Source organism: Streptococcus ferus DSM 20646, from assembly GCF_000372425.1.
Taxonomy (GTDB): Bacteria; Bacillota; Bacilli; order Lactobacillales; family Streptococcaceae; genus Streptococcus; species Streptococcus ferus.
The window spans coordinates 354,576-369,683 of the sequence record NZ_AQVD01000001.1 but is presented as its reverse complement, the minus strand read 5'-3'; the positions used below and the strand labels follow the sequence as shown (position 1 = coordinate 369,683).

General features: G+C 40.5%; 12 protein-coding genes, 3 tRNA genes, 1 other RNA gene and 1 pseudogene. 4 read left to right on the top strand and 13 right to left on the bottom strand.

The features are described 5' to 3' along the window. Positions 1 to 9 precede the first annotated feature (9 nt). Entirely contained in the window at positions 10 to 3,114 is a 3,105-nt protein-coding gene (locus A3GY_RS0101875; protein ID WP_018029700.1) for a DNA polymerase III subunit alpha, read from the bottom strand. Positions 3,115 to 3,295: 181 nt separating this feature from the next. Here A3GY_RS0101875 and A3GY_RS0101870 point away from each other — a divergent pair, with 181 nt between their 5' ends. From A3GY_RS0101870 to A3GY_RS0101860, 3 genes are read left to right on the top strand one after another with little or no spacing between them, the layout of a single operon-like run. Further along, on the top strand, positions 3,296 to 3,661 hold the full coding sequence (locus tag A3GY_RS0101870; protein ID WP_018029699.1) for a GntR family transcriptional regulator: 366 nt from the start codon (positions 3,296 to 3,298) through the stop codon (positions 3,659 to 3,661). Between the two features lies 1 nt (position 3,662). After that, positions 3,663 to 4,373 carry an ABC transporter ATP-binding protein gene (locus A3GY_RS0101865; protein WP_018029698.1) on the top strand — a complete coding sequence of 237 codons (711 nt, stop codon included), beginning with the start codon at positions 3,663 to 3,665 and terminating at the stop codon, positions 4,371 to 4,373. A 9-nt stretch (positions 4,374 to 4,382) separates the two neighbouring features. Continuing rightward, positions 4,383 to 5,138: a hypothetical protein gene (locus tag A3GY_RS0101860; RefSeq protein WP_018029697.1), complete on the top strand. Its 756-nt coding sequence runs from the start codon at positions 4,383 to 4,385 to the stop codon at positions 5,136 to 5,138. Between the two features lie 26 nt (positions 5,139 to 5,164). Here A3GY_RS0101860 and A3GY_RS0101855 read toward each other — a convergent pair whose 3' ends face one another. Then, the gene (locus A3GY_RS0101855) at positions 5,165 to 5,779 is read right to left on the bottom strand and encodes a TVP38/TMEM64 family protein (RefSeq protein WP_018029696.1); all 615 of its coding nucleotides are present in this window, start codon (positions 5,777 to 5,779) and stop codon (positions 5,165 to 5,167) included. Positions 5,780 to 5,912: 133 nt separating this feature from the next. Between A3GY_RS0101855 and A3GY_RS0101850 the strand changes: the two genes are divergently transcribed. Further along, positions 5,913 to 5,984: transfer RNA gene (locus tag A3GY_RS0101850), tRNA-Arg, on the top strand. A 47-nt stretch (positions 5,985 to 6,031) separates the two neighbouring features. On the opposite strand, the gene A3GY_RS0101845 is transcribed toward A3GY_RS0101850, so the two are convergent. From A3GY_RS0101845 to A3GY_RS0101800, 11 genes and pseudogenes are all read right to left on the bottom strand, one after another. Then, a complete protein-coding gene (locus A3GY_RS0101845; protein ID WP_018029695.1) occupies positions 6,032 to 6,634 on the bottom strand; it encodes a DUF3862 domain-containing protein in 603 nt (200 codons plus the stop codon). 43 nt (positions 6,635 to 6,677) lie between these two features. Continuing rightward, positions 6,678 to 7,025, bottom strand: a transfer-messenger RNA (tmRNA) gene (gene ssrA, locus A3GY_RS10005). A 93-nt stretch (positions 7,026 to 7,118) separates the two neighbouring features. Then, positions 7,119 to 8,318, bottom strand: a complete 1,200-nt coding sequence (gene rpsA / locus A3GY_RS0101840; RefSeq protein WP_018029694.1) for a 30S ribosomal protein S1 — start codon at positions 8,316 to 8,318, stop codon at positions 7,119 to 7,121. A gap of 129 nt (positions 8,319 to 8,447) precedes the next feature. Beyond that, positions 8,448 to 8,519: transfer RNA gene (locus A3GY_RS0101835), tRNA-Gln, on the bottom strand. A 141-nt stretch (positions 8,520 to 8,660) separates the two neighbouring features. After that, a tRNA-Tyr gene (locus A3GY_RS0101830) sits at positions 8,661 to 8,741 on the bottom strand. Positions 8,742 to 8,799: 58 nt separating this feature from the next. Then, positions 8,800 to 9,030 (bottom strand): DUF2969 domain-containing protein, encoded by a 231-nt coding sequence (locus A3GY_RS0101825; protein WP_018029693.1) that lies wholly within the window; start codon positions 9,028 to 9,030, stop codon positions 8,800 to 8,802. A 64-nt stretch (positions 9,031 to 9,094) separates the two neighbouring features. Beyond that, positions 9,095 to 10,117 (bottom strand): branched-chain amino acid aminotransferase, encoded by a 1,023-nt coding sequence (locus A3GY_RS0101820; protein ID WP_018029692.1) that lies wholly within the window; start codon positions 10,115 to 10,117, stop codon positions 9,095 to 9,097. Between the two features lie 115 nt (positions 10,118 to 10,232). Beyond that, entirely contained in the window at positions 10,233 to 12,680 is a 2,448-nt protein-coding gene (parC, locus tag A3GY_RS0101815; RefSeq protein ID WP_026161876.1) for a DNA topoisomerase IV subunit A, read from the bottom strand. 388 nt (positions 12,681 to 13,068) lie between these two features. After that, positions 13,069 to 14,325 (bottom strand): GIY-YIG nuclease family protein, encoded by a 1,257-nt coding sequence (locus A3GY_RS0101810; protein WP_018029690.1) that lies wholly within the window; start codon positions 14,323 to 14,325, stop codon positions 13,069 to 13,071. Between the two features lie 115 nt (positions 14,326 to 14,440). Continuing rightward, positions 14,441 to 14,533 (bottom strand): annotated as a pseudogene (locus A3GY_RS10210) (GTP pyrophosphokinase); the annotation flags it as partial. A 42-nt stretch (positions 14,534 to 14,575) separates the two neighbouring features. Next, positions 14,576 to 15,061: a GNAT family N-acetyltransferase gene (locus A3GY_RS0101800; protein ID WP_018029688.1), complete on the bottom strand. Its 486-nt coding sequence runs from the start codon at positions 15,059 to 15,061 to the stop codon at positions 14,576 to 14,578. Between the last annotated feature and the right edge of the window lie 47 nt (positions 15,062 to 15,108).

Below are 15,108 nucleotides of genomic sequence, written 5' to 3'. Positions count from 1 at the left end.
ACGCTTTTTTTAACGAAAAATCGTTTTCATAGTGTAAACTTTTAGTTTTTCCTGCAGTTCCGCAGATTTACTGACAAAAAAGCGGCTGCTCTGCAAAGTTTCTTTACTTTCCTGATAGTGAAGAACGACTGGAATATGACCTGGAAACTGCGAGAGTATGTCTGAAATTTCTCTATCCTTTTCATGATTAGGAATTTGCAGCCAAAACTTCTCAGCAGAAACAGGTATCATCTCTCTTAATACCATCTGAAGACGGCCGTCTCGCTCCTGCATTTTTCCCTTGAAATAAGCCATCTGCCCCTCAATCAGATCATGTTTATAATGCTGGAAAGTCTCCGGAAATAAAGTGATATCCAGCTTCTTCTTCGTATCCGTCACCCTTAAAAAGGCCATCTGCTCTCCTGTGGATTTGGTTCTGATAATACGACTAGATTCAATCTGAGCCAAAACAAAGCCTTCTGTGTCCTTGACTAATTCAGCAATCGGCTGGATAGGATATGGACTTGTTGCAGCCATTTCGAGAAGCGGATGCTGACTGATGCCAACACCTAAAATATCTGTTTCCAGCTGGTACTTTTCAGCATTGGAAAAATCTTCGGTTTCTGTCCAATGATAGGAGGAATCCGCGAAAAGACTGCCCAATTCATTGACAAAGATTAACAGATTCGGCAGGTTCTTTAATATTTTCTGCCGATTATGATCAAAAACATCGAAGAGACCAATTTTAATTAAGGGCTCCAAAAATTCGGGTTTCTGATACCTTTCTGGCACCTGTGTCAAAAAATCTTCAATACTTTCAAAGGGGCGGTGTTCCAGAATCCAGTAAGCAAATTCTCTCGGGAATCCCTTGATGTTTTTTAAACCCAAAAAGATACTGCCATCAGCAACCTTATCAGTGTAAGGCACGTTATTTAGGGAGACTTGCGCAATGTGAAACTCTCTCTCCAACGCGTCATTAACGTAGGCTGCATTAGAATAATTAAGCATGACATCAAAAAAGATGTCCGGATAATGCGCTTTGAAATAGGCCATCTGAAAGGCTAGGGCAGAGTACGCATAGGCATGGCTTTTATTAAAACCATAGCCTGCAAATTTAGCCATACGTCCAAAGATTTTTCGAGCAGTTTCTGCTTTCCTCCCTAATTTTTGAGCACCCACCAAGAACTCTTCTTCCATTTTCTGCATTTCCAAAGTGTCTTTTTTCGACATAGCCCGCCTGAGCATATCGGCCCTACCCAGGGTGAAACCAGCATAGATTTGGGCAATCTGCATGACTTGCTCTTGATAAAGCATTATCCCATAAGTCGGCTCTAGAATCGGTGCAATGACGGGATCGATTAAATCAATTTCCTCCTGACCATACTTTCGCTTAATAAAGTTTTCCGTATAATCACTGGCACCGGGACGATTCAAACTGGTCGTCGCCACCACTTCCTCAAAACGCGCCGGTTTAATCCGCCGCAGAAGATTGATAGCACCTGCAGCTTCAAACTGAAAAATACCCTTGGTATTTCCTGCGGCAAAAAGTTCCAACGTCTTCGGATCCTCCAAATCAATCGATTTGATATCAATAGTCAGCCCAGACGCTTTATCAACTTTATCCTTCATCTTTTGAATGAAAGTCAAATTACGTAAACCCAGAAAATCCATTTTTAGGAGACCGTTGGCTTCAACCGCTGCTGCATCGTATTGGGTAACCATCATATCTTCGCCTGCTTTTAAGGGAATATGATCTGTTAGATTGTCATCACTCATGACAATACCAGCCGCATGGATGGAGGTCTGACGAGGATTGCCTTCAATCCTCTTCGAAATCGCAAAAGCTCGCTGAAACTCTGGTCTGCTGTTAATGATTTGGCGAAAGGCCATATTCTTTTCATAGACGCTGGTTAAATCATCTTTGAAGCCAATCTTCTTAGTCAAATTGCCCAGCTCATATTCTGTGGCTCCAAAACGTTTGAAAACGTCCCGAATGGCCTGTCTAGCACCAAATGTGGAAAATGTAACAATTTGGGCCGAATGCGTTGATCCATAACGGTCTCGTACATACTTTAAGAACTGGCTTCTATAAATATCTGGGAGGTCAATATCAATATCGGGCATAGAATAGCGTTCAAGATTCAGAAAACGTTCAAAGAGGAGATTGTTCTTGACAGGATCAATTCCGGTAATATCCAGCGCAAAAGCCACCAGGCTTCCTGCAGCCGATCCACGGCCCATTCCCATATAATATCCCTGAGAGCGTCCAAAGCGCAACAAATCCCAAACAATCAAGAAATAGTCATCAAAGCCCATTTTATGAATAACCGCTAATTCCTGATTAAGACGGTCTTGATAAACTGCCTCCCAAAGCCCTTTATCCCTCAACCCAGACTCAGCTAAATTTCTCAGTTCAAGAGCTGCATCCTTTTCTCGATTAAAACGAGGCAGTTTGAGTTCTTGATTGAAATGATAATCTACGGCCGAGAGTTCTTCTTCCATGTACCGAAGACTTTCTGGAAAACGTTCCTGAAAGAGTCTTTCAATCTCCTTTTCAGGGTAAAGCAACTGATTTTTTTCTGGTGCAGAGACACTTCCTAAAGGAAGATTCTCCTGTATGGCATGCAAGACTTGAAGCGTTTCGGTATCCTCATTCGAAAAATAACGAACCGAATGGAGCGGAAAAGTCTTTTGCTCAAATGTCATCTGAGGGGTGTCTAGACTGACACCAACATAAAATGGATGAGGTAAATTTAACTGAGGAATCCCTTCAAAATAAGGCACAACTATTAAAAGCCCAGACAAGTATTCCTCAACATCAGCAAAGTTTTCTTTATCTGTCATCTTGGCTGTTGAGAGTTTTAACAGATTCTGGTAACCCTGAGTGTCTTTAGCAATAAAACAAAAGCTGACCAGCTCTCCTTCTACCAGTAAATCAACTTCCAACCCTATAATAGGACGAAAGCCTTGGTCTTTAGCAGCCTTAATAAAATGATAGGCACCATAAAGGTTATCCTTGTCCATAATACCGAGATAGGTATAGCCAAGTTCCTTAGCCTTTTTAAGATAGGTTTTTAAATCAACCAAGCTATCCATGAAAGAATAGACCGTTTTTGTCGCTACTTGTGCAAACATAGCTCTCTCCTCGCAAGTTCTTATCTCTTATTATACTATGAAATCGTGAAAACCCCCACTTTTAGTCAGAATATTTTCAAGTTCGTTTTCTCAAATCCTTCCCTTGACAAACAGTTCCTTTTTATTGTATTATTATTTTAGTACAAAAAGCTACTCAATCTTGATTTAGAAAGGAGCAAAAATGGCTTGGAAATTTGACGAAAAATCTCCCATTTATTTACAATTAGCTAATCATATCAAAACACAAATTGTCAGTCAGGAAATAAAGCCTGGTGAACAGCTGCCTACGGTCCGCGACTTCGCACAGCAAGCTGGTGTCAATCCCAATACGATGCAAAGGGCATTTATCCTGCTGGAACAAGAAGGCATGGTCTTTTCAAAACGCACTGCCGGTAGATTTGTGACAGACAACCGTGACCTAATCGAAAAAACCAGAGAAGAACTGGCACTTGCTGAAATGGAACAATTTGTATACCAAATGATGAAACTTGGTTTTGATCAAGTTAGTTTAGCGGAAATCTTGGAAAAGCACCTCAAAGGAGATTAATATGAATACAGAACGCCCCCTCTTACAATTTCATCACGTCAGTAAAGCCTACGGGCAAAAGCTGGCGCTTAATGATATTTCCCTCAAACTGCCTAAAGGGAAAATTATTGGTCTTTTAGGACCGAACGGAAGCGGAAAAACAACGCTCATCAAACTGATCAACGATTTGCTGCAGCCCAGCTTTGGTGAAATTGTCATTGACGGTCTCAGACCCGGTCAGGAAACAAAAGCTTTGGTCTCTTATCTGCCTGACACAACCTATTTGAATGACTATATGAAAGTAAAAGACGTCATCGCACTCTTTCAAGATTTTTACACAGATTTTGATATCCAGAGAGCCTACGACTTGCTGGCTGCCTTGATGATTGATCCGGCTACCAAGCTAAAAAATCTATCAAAAGGAAACAAAGAAAAAGTACAGCTTATTTTGGTGATGAGCCGCAGGGCCAAACTTTACGTTTTGGATGAGCCTATTGCAGGTGTGGATCCTGCAGCCAGAGACTATATCCTAAATACCATCATCAGCAATTACTCCCCTGAATCCTCTGTCCTTATCTCCACCCACCTCATTTCAGATATCGAACCTGTTCTTGACCAAGTCATTTTTCTGAATCAGGGACAAATTGTGCTCCATGAGGACGTTGACAGCCTCCGTCAGCAATATGGACAATCCATCGATCAGCTGTTCCGAGAACAATTCAGAGCTTATTAGGAGATTATTATGTTTGGAAAGTTATTAAAATACGAATTTAAATTTGTCGGCAAGTGGTATTTTGCTCTTTACATCTTATCCTTGATTATCTCAATCATGCTTGGTGTTTGGATTAAGGGTGTCGGCCTTCTCAATAATAGAATCTATGATTCTGTTTATTTCTCCCTCGGGGCATTTTTGCTCATTATGAGTATCATGTTCATTTTTGCAGGGATTCTTCTGTCCACCTTAATTATTATTATCAGACAGTTCTATAAAAACCTCTTTAGCCGCGAAGGTTATCTGACCCTGACGCTGCCAGTCTCCACCCACCAGATTATCTTATCAAAATTAACAGCAGCCATTATCTGGTCAATCATGAGCGGTCTGGCGATTTGCTTCAGTATTTTCTTCATCCTCCTTCCTTCTATCAATCAGGAGAGCATTCGGTACTTCTTGGAAAACGCTAAGCTCTATTTCCCTCCTATTGACTCTGCCCTTCTCCTACTATCTTGGACAGTCGTTTCCTTTATTGCCAGAATCTTAATGATTTACTTTGCCATTGCTATTGGTCAGCTCTTTGATAATTATAGGATTTTACTTTCATTTGTAGCCTATTGTATTTTGGCCATTCTTATCGGTACCTTTTCGAGCTACTTCAATCTCTTCATCTCGGATCAGTGGCACCTCCATCTTATTCTTAATAATATTCTGTCAGCTGTCCAACTTGTCGTCTTCTACTTCGGTAGCTATGCGATTATTAAGTACAAGATTAATCTGCAATAAAAAAAAGAAGGTTCCCCTTCTTTTTTTTATTTGCCCAAGAGTCTTTTTACCCAACTGCTTCCATAAATCCAGAAATAACTGTAGGAAATAATCGAAATAGGTTTCGTAATCGCGAGAATCGTCATAAAACGCCTCAAACTCATATTGGTCAAACCGGTAATCATAACCATGACATCAGCGGGAGATATGGGCGAAGCCATACAGAAAATAAAGAATTTTTCATAGCCTTTACTTTCCAATTTTCGCTCATACTTATAAAACGTCTCCTCAGACATAAACAGCATGACAAATTTTCTGCCAAAACGTTTGACGAGTAAAAAAAGAGCGCCACTGCCAATCAAAATACCAACATAATTAAGGATAAAGCCTAACCAGGGCCCAAAAATTAAGAAGCCTGCTACGGTGGTGACTCCCCCTGGAATAACAGGGAAAACAATCTGCAGAATCTGAACTAAGATAAAGATAAAAGGACCGAGTATGTCATGCCTTTTGACAACATCCTTTAATACATTGCTATCATTCAAAATGCCTAGTTTATATAACCAAACAACCATAATTCCAGAAGCAATCAGAGCTATAACGCCAAGAATCTGAATAATTCTTTGAATCAATAAATAGCGTTTACTAAATTTCATCTTCATAACATTATCATAACATATTCCAGCCCATTTTTAATAGCTTAAACTGTGAATTCTGTCTCTTTTCAACAAATGAAAAGCAATTTAAATAAAGGAATTGTCTTTTTTCCTAAAGTTTGATAAAATAAGGAAGTTGCCACTCTTAGTGTAATGGATATCACGTAAGATTCCGGTTCTTGAGATGGGGGTTCGATTCCCTCAGAGTGGAAAATCATCAAGAAAACGCCCTCCATAATATGGAGGGCGTTTTCTTGATTAAGAGAGACCCTTTTGCTGTTTGCTTGTGAGTTTGTCATTCTCGAATTTGAGTTCTATTGTTGGAGAGGTAGTTTGACTTTTAAGACCGCTGGTCCAAACGGCTTGTGTATCATATCGGTCCGAAGAGATGGCTTGGGAGAGTAAATCCGGTTCTCCAAGAAGCTCTTTTGCCTTGGTATAAGAGATACCTTCTTTTAATTGATTGAAGTCTTTCAGTCCAATCTTGGCTTCCCGATTAAAACTAAACTGAGAGATTGAGCGAGCGATAGCACTATCCTTAAAGAGCTGAACAACCACTGTGCTGTCATCCTTAGTCCAGGTGTAGACATCAAGCGTCACATCTCCTGCTGGTTTTTGTTCTGTTTTTTGCGGTTCTCCAAACAAGGATTTTAACTCTGCTAAACTGCTTCCACCCGAAAAATCCGTTTGATTCTGGGTAATCTTAATCTTATTGAAGGCCAGACGGAAGTCCAAATTTTTGGTTTCTCTCAAGCTTGTAGCAGCTTCACTTTCTTTCGGTGCAGAAGACGACTCTTTCTGGCAGGCCGAAATCGCTAATAGCATGCTAAGCAAAACCAAGCCCTTAAACATCTTTTTCATGATCTCTATCCTTATTTTTCTAAAATAAAAACGCATTAAGCGTTCATGGAGCCGGTGGGAGTCGAACCCACGTCCAAACACCTGCCAACTTATTTGTCTACAACCATAGGCTATGTCTTGATTTAACCCTGAAAAGACACATAGCTCAAGCCTTTCCAAAGCGATCCAATCAATCTCTTTTTAACGATCTTGGCACTCGTTAAACGTAGCTTACTGAAATAAGACTTTTAACAAAAGGTAAGCACTTTTGTAAAAGTCACGCGAGCTGGTTTTTAGGCAGCTACAGCGTAAGAAGTGTTATTTTTTGCAGTTATATTTAACTGGCATTTTTACATCTGCCGATGAGTCGCAAAATAAGCCTCATAATGCCTGTCGAATCCGTAACGACCCCGTATAGCAATGATGTTAGTATATCAAATTTTGCCGCAAATAGCAAAAGATGAGAGGACAAAAAGAAAAAACTTGGATAACCAAGTTTTTAATCTTATAATTCAATATCACCAAACAAATCAGCCATTGAGAAGCCTGTTTGCGTTTCTGGCAATTCAAAATCACGTTTTTCTTGACGTTTTGGACGGCGAGGACGTGACTGACGTTTATCACCATCATTATCTTCTGATGCTGGACGCTCTTCTAAAGCTTTAATAGAAAGCGATACACGTTCATCAGCTGTATTTACTTCAAGAACTTTAACGGTTACATCTTGACCTACCGTCAAAACATCTTTAGGATTTTCAACACGTTTATGTGAGATTTGTGAAATATGAACCAAACCGTCAATTCCTGGCAGAACTTCAACAAAAGCTCCAAAATCAGTCAAACGTTTTACTTTGCCTTCAATCACATCACCAGCAGCAAGTTTTTGCTCAACACCATCCCATGGTCCAGGCTGTGTTGCCTTAAGTGAGAGTGACACGCGTCCCGCTTCTTCATCAATAGCAAGAACTTTAACGTCCACATCTTCACCGACAGTAACAACAGATTTCGGTGACACATTACGCTCATGAGACAATTCAGTAACGTGAACAAGTCCGTCAACACCACCAAGATCAATGAAAGCACCAAAACTTGTCAAGCGAGCAACCTTACCAGTAACAACTTCGCCAACAGCAAGTTTAGAGAAAACTTCCTTACGGGCTTCTGCTGCTGTTTCTTCAACAACATCACGGCGTGATAGGATGAAACGATTTTCAGCAGGATCTACTTCTTTGATTTTAGCATCAAACTCTTGTCCAACAAACTTTTCAGTATTACGAACAAAACGGGTGTCAATCATTGAGGCTGGAATGAAACCACGTAATCCTTCAAATTCAACAGAAAGGCCACCCTTAACAGCACGTGTTACCTTAACGGTCACAACTTCACCTTCACGACCAACTAATTTATCCCAAGCCTTACGAGCTTCCAAACGTTTTTTAGAAACAAGGTAAGTTACGGTGTCAGTATCTTTACCAACGACTTGACGAAGAACAAGCACTTCAAGTGTTTCACCAGCTTTAACCAGTTCATTGATGTCAGCATCACGATCGTTAGTCAGTTCACGAAGTGTCAAAACAGCTTCAACACCAGTTCCGTCAATAACAAGGTTTGCCTGATCTCCATCAACAGTTAAAACTTCCGCAGTGACAACATCACCTGGGTTCACTTCGGTAACACTGTTTAGCAAATCTTCAAATTCATTCATTCTAAAAAATCCTCCAACAAGAAACACACCATTATATTTCTTGACAACAATATATATTTTCTCAAGGTAAGCCGCAAGGACAAGAAGACGTCTTTTTGACGGTCTTAGGTCTTCACCTAATACCTCTGACTGGGGTAGCTGGATTCGAACCAACGCATGAGGGAGTCAAAGTCCCTTGCCTTACCGCTTGGCTATACCCCAAGATATACTCTGCTAAGATAAAGTCCTAAAATGAACTCGGGTTAAACGCTGTGTAAAAAAGATAAGCTACCTAGCAAATCTAGGTTTGCTGCCATCTTCCTATTTGTACGGTGCGTTTGGCCGCCCTTAGTATCTTAGACATGGAAAGAGAGGGATTCGAACCCCCGAACCCGAAGGAGCGGATTTACAGTCCGCCGCGTTTAGCCTCTTCGCTATCTTTCCATACAACAAGAACCAGTGTAACACAAATTCTTGTTGAAATCAAGACTTTTTCAAGATTTTAATTGTTAAGATTATAGGTTTCAATGACACTTTCAACGGCTCTTTCAAGTGTTTTATGAAAATCTTGAACATGGCCATTTTTAATAACCGCAAATTTTTCGTCTATTTCAGCAATCTGCCCTACCGCTTTTTTGCCAATCATCAGCTGATAGCCTGCAAATTCCGTTTCATTGACCCGAACAGCCGCATCACTCAGCTGTATCTCAATCTTTTTATCTTTTTTACGCATTTTTCCACCTCAATATAGCATTTTACAAAAAAAAAGAAAAGCTTGCAAGAGCAAGCCAGACTTTCTAGTCAACTTTCACAATCCATCCTTCTGGGGCCTCAATATCACCAAACTGAATGCCGACTAATTCATCATACAGCCTCTTCGTCAGAGGGCCAACCTCTGTTTCACTGTAAAAGACATGGAGTTTATCCTTATAGAAAATGCCGCCAATCGGTGAGATGACTGCTGCTGTACCGCAGGCTCCGGCTTCAATAAATCTATCCAGATCATCAATAGGAACATCTCCCTCGACAGGTTTTAGGCCTAACCTTTCCTCAGCTAGCTGCAAAAGAGAATACTTGGTAATTGAAGGAAGGATTGACGGGCTAAGCGGCGTCACAAATTCATTGTCTTTTGTAATCCCAAAAAAGTTTGCTGAACCCACTTCTTCAATCTTAGTATGAGTTGCCGGATCCAAATAGATAACATCTGAAAAACCTGCGCCATGCGCCTTTTCGCCCGGTAGCAGACTGGCCGCATAGTTTCCGCCAACTTTAGCTGCACCTGTACCGTAAGGAGCTGCCCGGTCAAAATCTTCGGAAACAACGAAGTTTGTCGGAGCAAGACCTCCCTTGAAATAGTTGCCTACTGGCATGGCAAACACTGTAAAAATATACTCTTCGGCTGGTTTCACACCAATAATATCGCCGACGCCAATAAGAAGGGGACGAAGATAAAGAGTGCCGCCGCTGCCATAAGGCGGAACATAGGCTTCATTTGCCTTAACAACGCTTTTGCAAGCTTCCACAAAAGTCTCCGTTGGAACCTGAGGCATCAGCAGGCGATCAGCAGTCCGTTGGAGACGTTCGGCATTCTGGTCTGGTCTGAAAAGCTGAACACTACCATCTTTGGTCCGATAGGCTTTCAATCCTTCAAATGCTTGCTGGCCATAATGAAGCGCTGGCGAGCTTTCAGAAATATGAAGGGTGCCGTCTTCGGTTAGATGGCCGCTATCCCACTTTCCATCTTTATAATATGCAATATAACGAAATGGTAATTTTCGGTATTCAAATCCTAAGTTTTCCCAATCGAGTTCAACTGACATATACAATCCTTCTTTCTAATCTTGTTTATATTTTACGCTTTTTTCTTGTTTTTTCAAGTGTTTTTTTGTAAAATTCTGAAAATTCCTCTGAAAATAAAAACAGGAACGCCTGCTTTTATTTGATTCTGGCAGAAAGGACACCCTGATCTGAAATCGTCTCTGAAATAAAGGAACCGTTACTTGTTCTTTCGGATAGTGGAAGATCTGCCAAGTTAATGTCGTATGTTTCCAATTTATTAGAAACAACTTCAAGAATCTCCTGCTCCTGTGCAGCCTCAGTAGTGAAGAGGTCTAGCTCTTCCTGCTCAGAGTAAACTGGCCCCGCCGCAAAAATGCGATGCGGTTTCGTTTTTAACTCCCTAAGCACCTGCAGACCACGTTTGGCCCGACTGCTTACAGGAATCACGTCTGTCGCCATTCGTTTTAGGCTGCCTCTCTGCGTTAACAGATAGACAGAATCAGTATTAGCGATAAAGGCACTAACCAAATAGTCTCCTTCTTTGAGATTGATTGACTTAACGCCAGCTGCTTTCGCTCCTACAATTGGTACTTCTTCAATATTAAAGCGCAGACCGTAGCCCTTAGCGGTAATCAGCATGACATCATCAAGTTTAATTGGTGAAATGGCAACGACACCATCTTCTGAGCCTTTTAACTTCGCATATTTTAAAGACTTAGTTTTGTAGGTCCGCCAAGGAGCAAACTCTTTACGCTCAAAACGCTTGATTTGCCCCTCTTTGGTAGCTGCAAAATAGGTCCCTGTTTCAAAATCGTCGACTAATTCAGCGAAAAGTATCGCCTCTTCTCTGGCAAAATTAGTCAGACTTTGACTAAGGTGTTCTCCCAAATCCTTCCAGCGAATATCGGCCAATTCATGGACCGGTCTGTAAATAACATTTCCAAGGCTGGTAAAGATTAACAGCGACTGCGTGGTTTTGGCATTGGCCATAAAGACCAGTTCATCTTCCTCACGTTTGCCCAGTTCGTCAACTGTCGAAGCAGAAAAAGAACGAGGACTTGTTCGTTTAATATAGCCCGAACGAGTCACTGTTACATAGGTTTCTTCTTCAACAATCAGACTGGCCGTATCAATTTCAATGGTTTGGGCTTGGTCCTGCAATTCAGAAAGCCGTGGATTGGCAAACTTCTTCTTAACCTCCCGCAGCTCGCGCTTCATGACATTATACATGGTACGCTCATCACCGATGATAGCCTTGAGTGTCATAATTTGGTCACGCAGGGCTGCGTCTTCTTCTTCCAGAGTGACAATATCTGTATTGGTCAATCGATACAGCTGCAAGGTCACGATAGCTTCTGCCTGCTCCTCGGTAAAATCATAGCTAACCTTAAGATTTTCCTTGGCATCAGCCTTATTATCAGAGGCACGGATAAGGGCAATGACCTCATCTAAAATAGATAGGACACGGATCAGTCCTTCCACAATATGAAGACGTTTTTCCGCTTTTTCCTTGTCAAACTTAGACCGTGCTATAATGACTTCTCGACGATGGGCAATATAAGATTTCAGAATGGTCTGAAGACCGACCTGACGAGGGGTATAGTGATCAATAGCCACCATATTAAAATTATAGTTGACCTGAAGATCAGTGTATTTCAACAGATAGTTCAGAATAGTCTGGCTGTCCGCATCTTTTTTCAGTTCAATAGCAATGCGAAGCCCAGAACGGTCCGACTCGTCGCGAACTTCTGCAATACCGGGCACCTTATTGTTGATACGAACATCATCAATCCGTTTAACCAGATTGGCCTTGTTGACTTCGTAAGGAATTTCAGTCACAACGATTTGCTGCTTGCCGCCTTTAAGGTTTTCAACAGCTGTCCTGCTTCGGACAATGACACGTCCTTTACCAGTTTCATAAGCTTTTTTGATTTCATCTTTGCCTTGAACGATAGCCCCCGTAGGAAAATCAGGCCCCGGCAAAAATGCCATCAGTTTGTCAAGCTTGGCTGACGGGTGGTCAATCATATAAACTGTCGCATCAATGACCTCAGCTAAATTATGGGGCGGAATATCGGTCGCGTAACCCGCCGAAATCCCTGTTGCGCCATTGACCAGAAGATTTGGAAAGGCTGCTGGTAAAACCGTTGGCTCTTTTTCGGTATCATCAAAGTTCCAAGCAAAAGGCACTGTCTTTTTGTCTATGTCATGCAGCAAAAAGCCGGCAATTTCTGACAGACGAGCTTCTGTATAACGCATAGCAGCCGGCGGATCACCGTCCATGGAACCATTGTTCCCATGCATTTCAACTAAAATCTCACGGTTTTTCCAATCCTGACTCATGCGCACCATGGCATCATAAATAGAGGAGTCTCCGTGCGGATGGAAATTCCCCATGATGTTACCGACTGACTTGGCGGACTTACGGTAACCCTTGTCAAAAGTGTTGCCGTCCTTATTCATGGAATACAGAATCCGACGCTGAACAGGTTTAAGCCCATCTCGAATATCAGGAAGCGCCCGCTCCTGAATGATGTATTTGGAGTAGCGACCAAAACGCTCTCCCATGATGTCCTCAAGGGACATGTTTTGAATATTGCTCATAAGATACATAGGGACGGTTCGGCTTGCCGAAAAATTTCGTAGGAAAATAGGAAATCGCCCGACAATGATAGACATCTAGGGAGATTTATCTTTTTCACAAGGAATTTAGTCCCGTGTTCAGTTAGACAAACTAGCTGAACATTCCTTTCTTTGTTTCTTGACGGAAAATTTTTATTTATTATTTTTTTGATAATCGCCTTAGGTAGTGGGGACAGAAGCGATCTCCCTTGGAGTTCCATTCCTAAGTTGGAAGCCTGAGTCTTCCAACTTCCCTGAAGCTAATAACCTTGTTATTAGCTTCTTTCACTACGGCGGCGATTATCCATTTTGGGCTCGCTCACGCCCGCCTAGGGATACGCTGAAAATTACAAAGCCATTCTATACGATTTCAGAATAAATCTTCAATATTATATAGAGGTAACTGCTGTGGTCCCTTGTTTTTAGGGATAAGTAAGTATTCGTAACCAAATTCTTCTATCTCAAATAAATCTCTCAAGAATCGGCAGAATTTAAAATAGTTTTCTTCATCAGAAATATAAATTCCATCTTGAAAATTATTTATTGTGTGTAAATCTTCTTTTGTAGGAGGGTTCATCTGAAACAGTTTAATCGTTTTAGCAGTATTGTTTGGAAATATTGTCCAAGAATACCCGTTCGAGATAATCTTTGAAATTTTTGAAACTTCAAGCTTCAAATTTATTGTTCTAAAATCTGGATATTTCAACAAATTGAATACACCAAATTTGTCAGTATCAGCATGTTCATCTGAATTCCATTCAAATTTTGGATTAAGCCATTGTTCGACATCAAATGTACTGTTTTCTTTTTTAGATAGCAGTAATCGTAACTCCGAAATAAGCTGTGAGAACAAATCAAAATAGTATTGTTTGATATGCAACGATAAGTTTTCGTTACCCTCAATCAAATTCTCAATTTTATTAATAGTACTACTAGATAATTCAAAACCTACCAGTTTTCTATCCTTTGTAAATTTAAAGTAAGAAAATAAATTGATTAATGAAAACCAACTGCTTTCATTAAAATTAAAACATTGAAATTCTCTAAATTCATCTACTGTCATTTTATAATCCGAATTAGGATTCTCATTTATTACAGTTGTTAAAATAAATCTATGCCCCCATGGAAAACTAGACTTTGTATCTCTTACAACCCAATCTCGCGGGTGTTCGTTGATAGTGCGGATAAAGTCAATTAGATTATTCAATTTAAGTCTGTTAACTTCAATTTGTTCTTGAAAAGTTTTTTCATTTTTGATTTTTATATTGGACTTTTGGGCAACCACCTTGTTTTTAGGAGCATTAATCCCCTTATGCAATTGAATTTCCATTCGACCACATAAATCTCTAACTTCATCCAGAGCTTCTATTTCAAAAAGTTCGGTAGACCCATCTAACTTTTCAGGAAAATCGACTTTGTATTTTCTTGTAAAAGTGTGAAGCAACTTTTCAATTTGTAAAATATCAGTTTCTCGTTCCTCAAACCAGTATGAATTCTCTAAGTCAGCTTCTCCAAATCCCTTTTTTAATTGCTGATACCTATTCCAGATATTATTAGCTTTTCCAATTTTTATACATCCATGTACTTCAGTCCAATTTAATATGTAGATGTAAGATTTTTTTGCCATTCATTTCCCCTTTCATTACAACTCCTATGGCTGAAATAGGTTATACTCTCCATAATAAAATAATAAGAACAGTCAATACCTGTGAAGAAAGTCGTTTTTCATAGGTCTTCAGTTAGTCATTGATAGCTTCATATAAGTTGAACCGATAAGTCAGAATAGGCTGGATAGGTACCTTAGCAAAGGTATGCTTGAGATTGACTTTTTCTAACAATTTCTGCTCCTTTTGAACACAACGAGATTAGTTTCAAGATTAATTCCCAAATTCCAACATAAATATTAGAGAATCTCGATTGGGGTAATCATAGCGAATGAGCAAATCTTCTTTTTCAATCTGCTGGAAGCCCTGCTTTTCATAAAAGCGGTGGGCGGCATAGCACTTAGACGGAGTATCCAAAACGATAATCTTCACATCTTTTGCTTGACAATCTGCCACCAAAGCTTGATAGAGCAGGCTAGAGACACCCTTTTCACGACCACGAAAATCCTGATGCACAAAGAATTTCTTCAGAACTCCCACCTGCTCCTTGACCAGTAGTCCGATGGTTCCGACCACCATGCCTTCTTCTGTCACAACCAGCCAAAAGTTGCCGCCAGTAGCCATATAGTAGTCTTCAATAACATTCATATCTGGCTGTTCTTCTAGGGACAAATCTACCTGGTTGTCATAATTCTGCAAGTACAAAATCAAGGCAATGACCTGATTTTTATAGCGAGATTCGTAAGGGATTAGTTTCATTTTTCTACTTTCTTGGAAATACATGGCCAGACCGGTCTCTAACTGAG

Coding starts and splice junctions, on each gene's coding strand:
- A3GY_RS0101875 (WP_018029700.1), bottom strand. CDS start 3,114: ATGTTTGCACAAGTAGCGACAAAAACGGTCTATTCTTTCATGGATAGC.
- A3GY_RS0101870 (WP_018029699.1), top strand. CDS start 3,296: ATGGCTTGGAAATTTGACGAAAAATCTCCCATTTATTTACAATTAGCT.
- A3GY_RS0101865 (WP_018029698.1), top strand. CDS start 3,663: ATGAATACAGAACGCCCCCTCTTACAATTTCATCACGTCAGTAAAGCC.
- A3GY_RS0101860 (WP_018029697.1), top strand. CDS start 4,383: ATGTTTGGAAAGTTATTAAAATACGAATTTAAATTTGTCGGCAAGTGG.
- A3GY_RS0101855 (WP_018029696.1), bottom strand. CDS start 5,779: ATGAAGATGAAATTTAGTAAACGCTATTTATTGATTCAAAGAATTATT.
- A3GY_RS0101845 (WP_018029695.1), bottom strand. CDS start 6,634: ATGAAAAAGATGTTTAAGGGCTTGGTTTTGCTTAGCATGCTATTAGCG.
- rpsA (WP_018029694.1), bottom strand. CDS start 8,318: ATGAATGAATTTGAAGATTTGCTAAACAGTGTTACCGAAGTGAACCCA.
- A3GY_RS0101825 (WP_018029693.1), bottom strand. CDS start 9,030: ATGCGTAAAAAAGATAAAAAGATTGAGATACAGCTGAGTGATGCGGCT.
- A3GY_RS0101820 (WP_018029692.1), bottom strand. CDS start 10,117: ATGTCAGTTGAACTCGATTGGGAAAACTTAGGATTTGAATACCGAAAA.
- parC (WP_026161876.1), bottom strand. CDS start 12,680: ATGAGCAATATTCAAAACATGTCCCTTGAGGACATCATGGGAGAGCGT.
- A3GY_RS0101810 (WP_018029690.1), bottom strand. CDS start 14,325: ATGGCAAAAAAATCTTACATCTACATATTAAATTGGACTGAAGTACAT.
- A3GY_RS0101800 (WP_018029688.1), bottom strand. CDS start 15,061: ATGAAACTAATCCCTTACGAATCTCGCTATAAAAATCAGGTCATTGCC.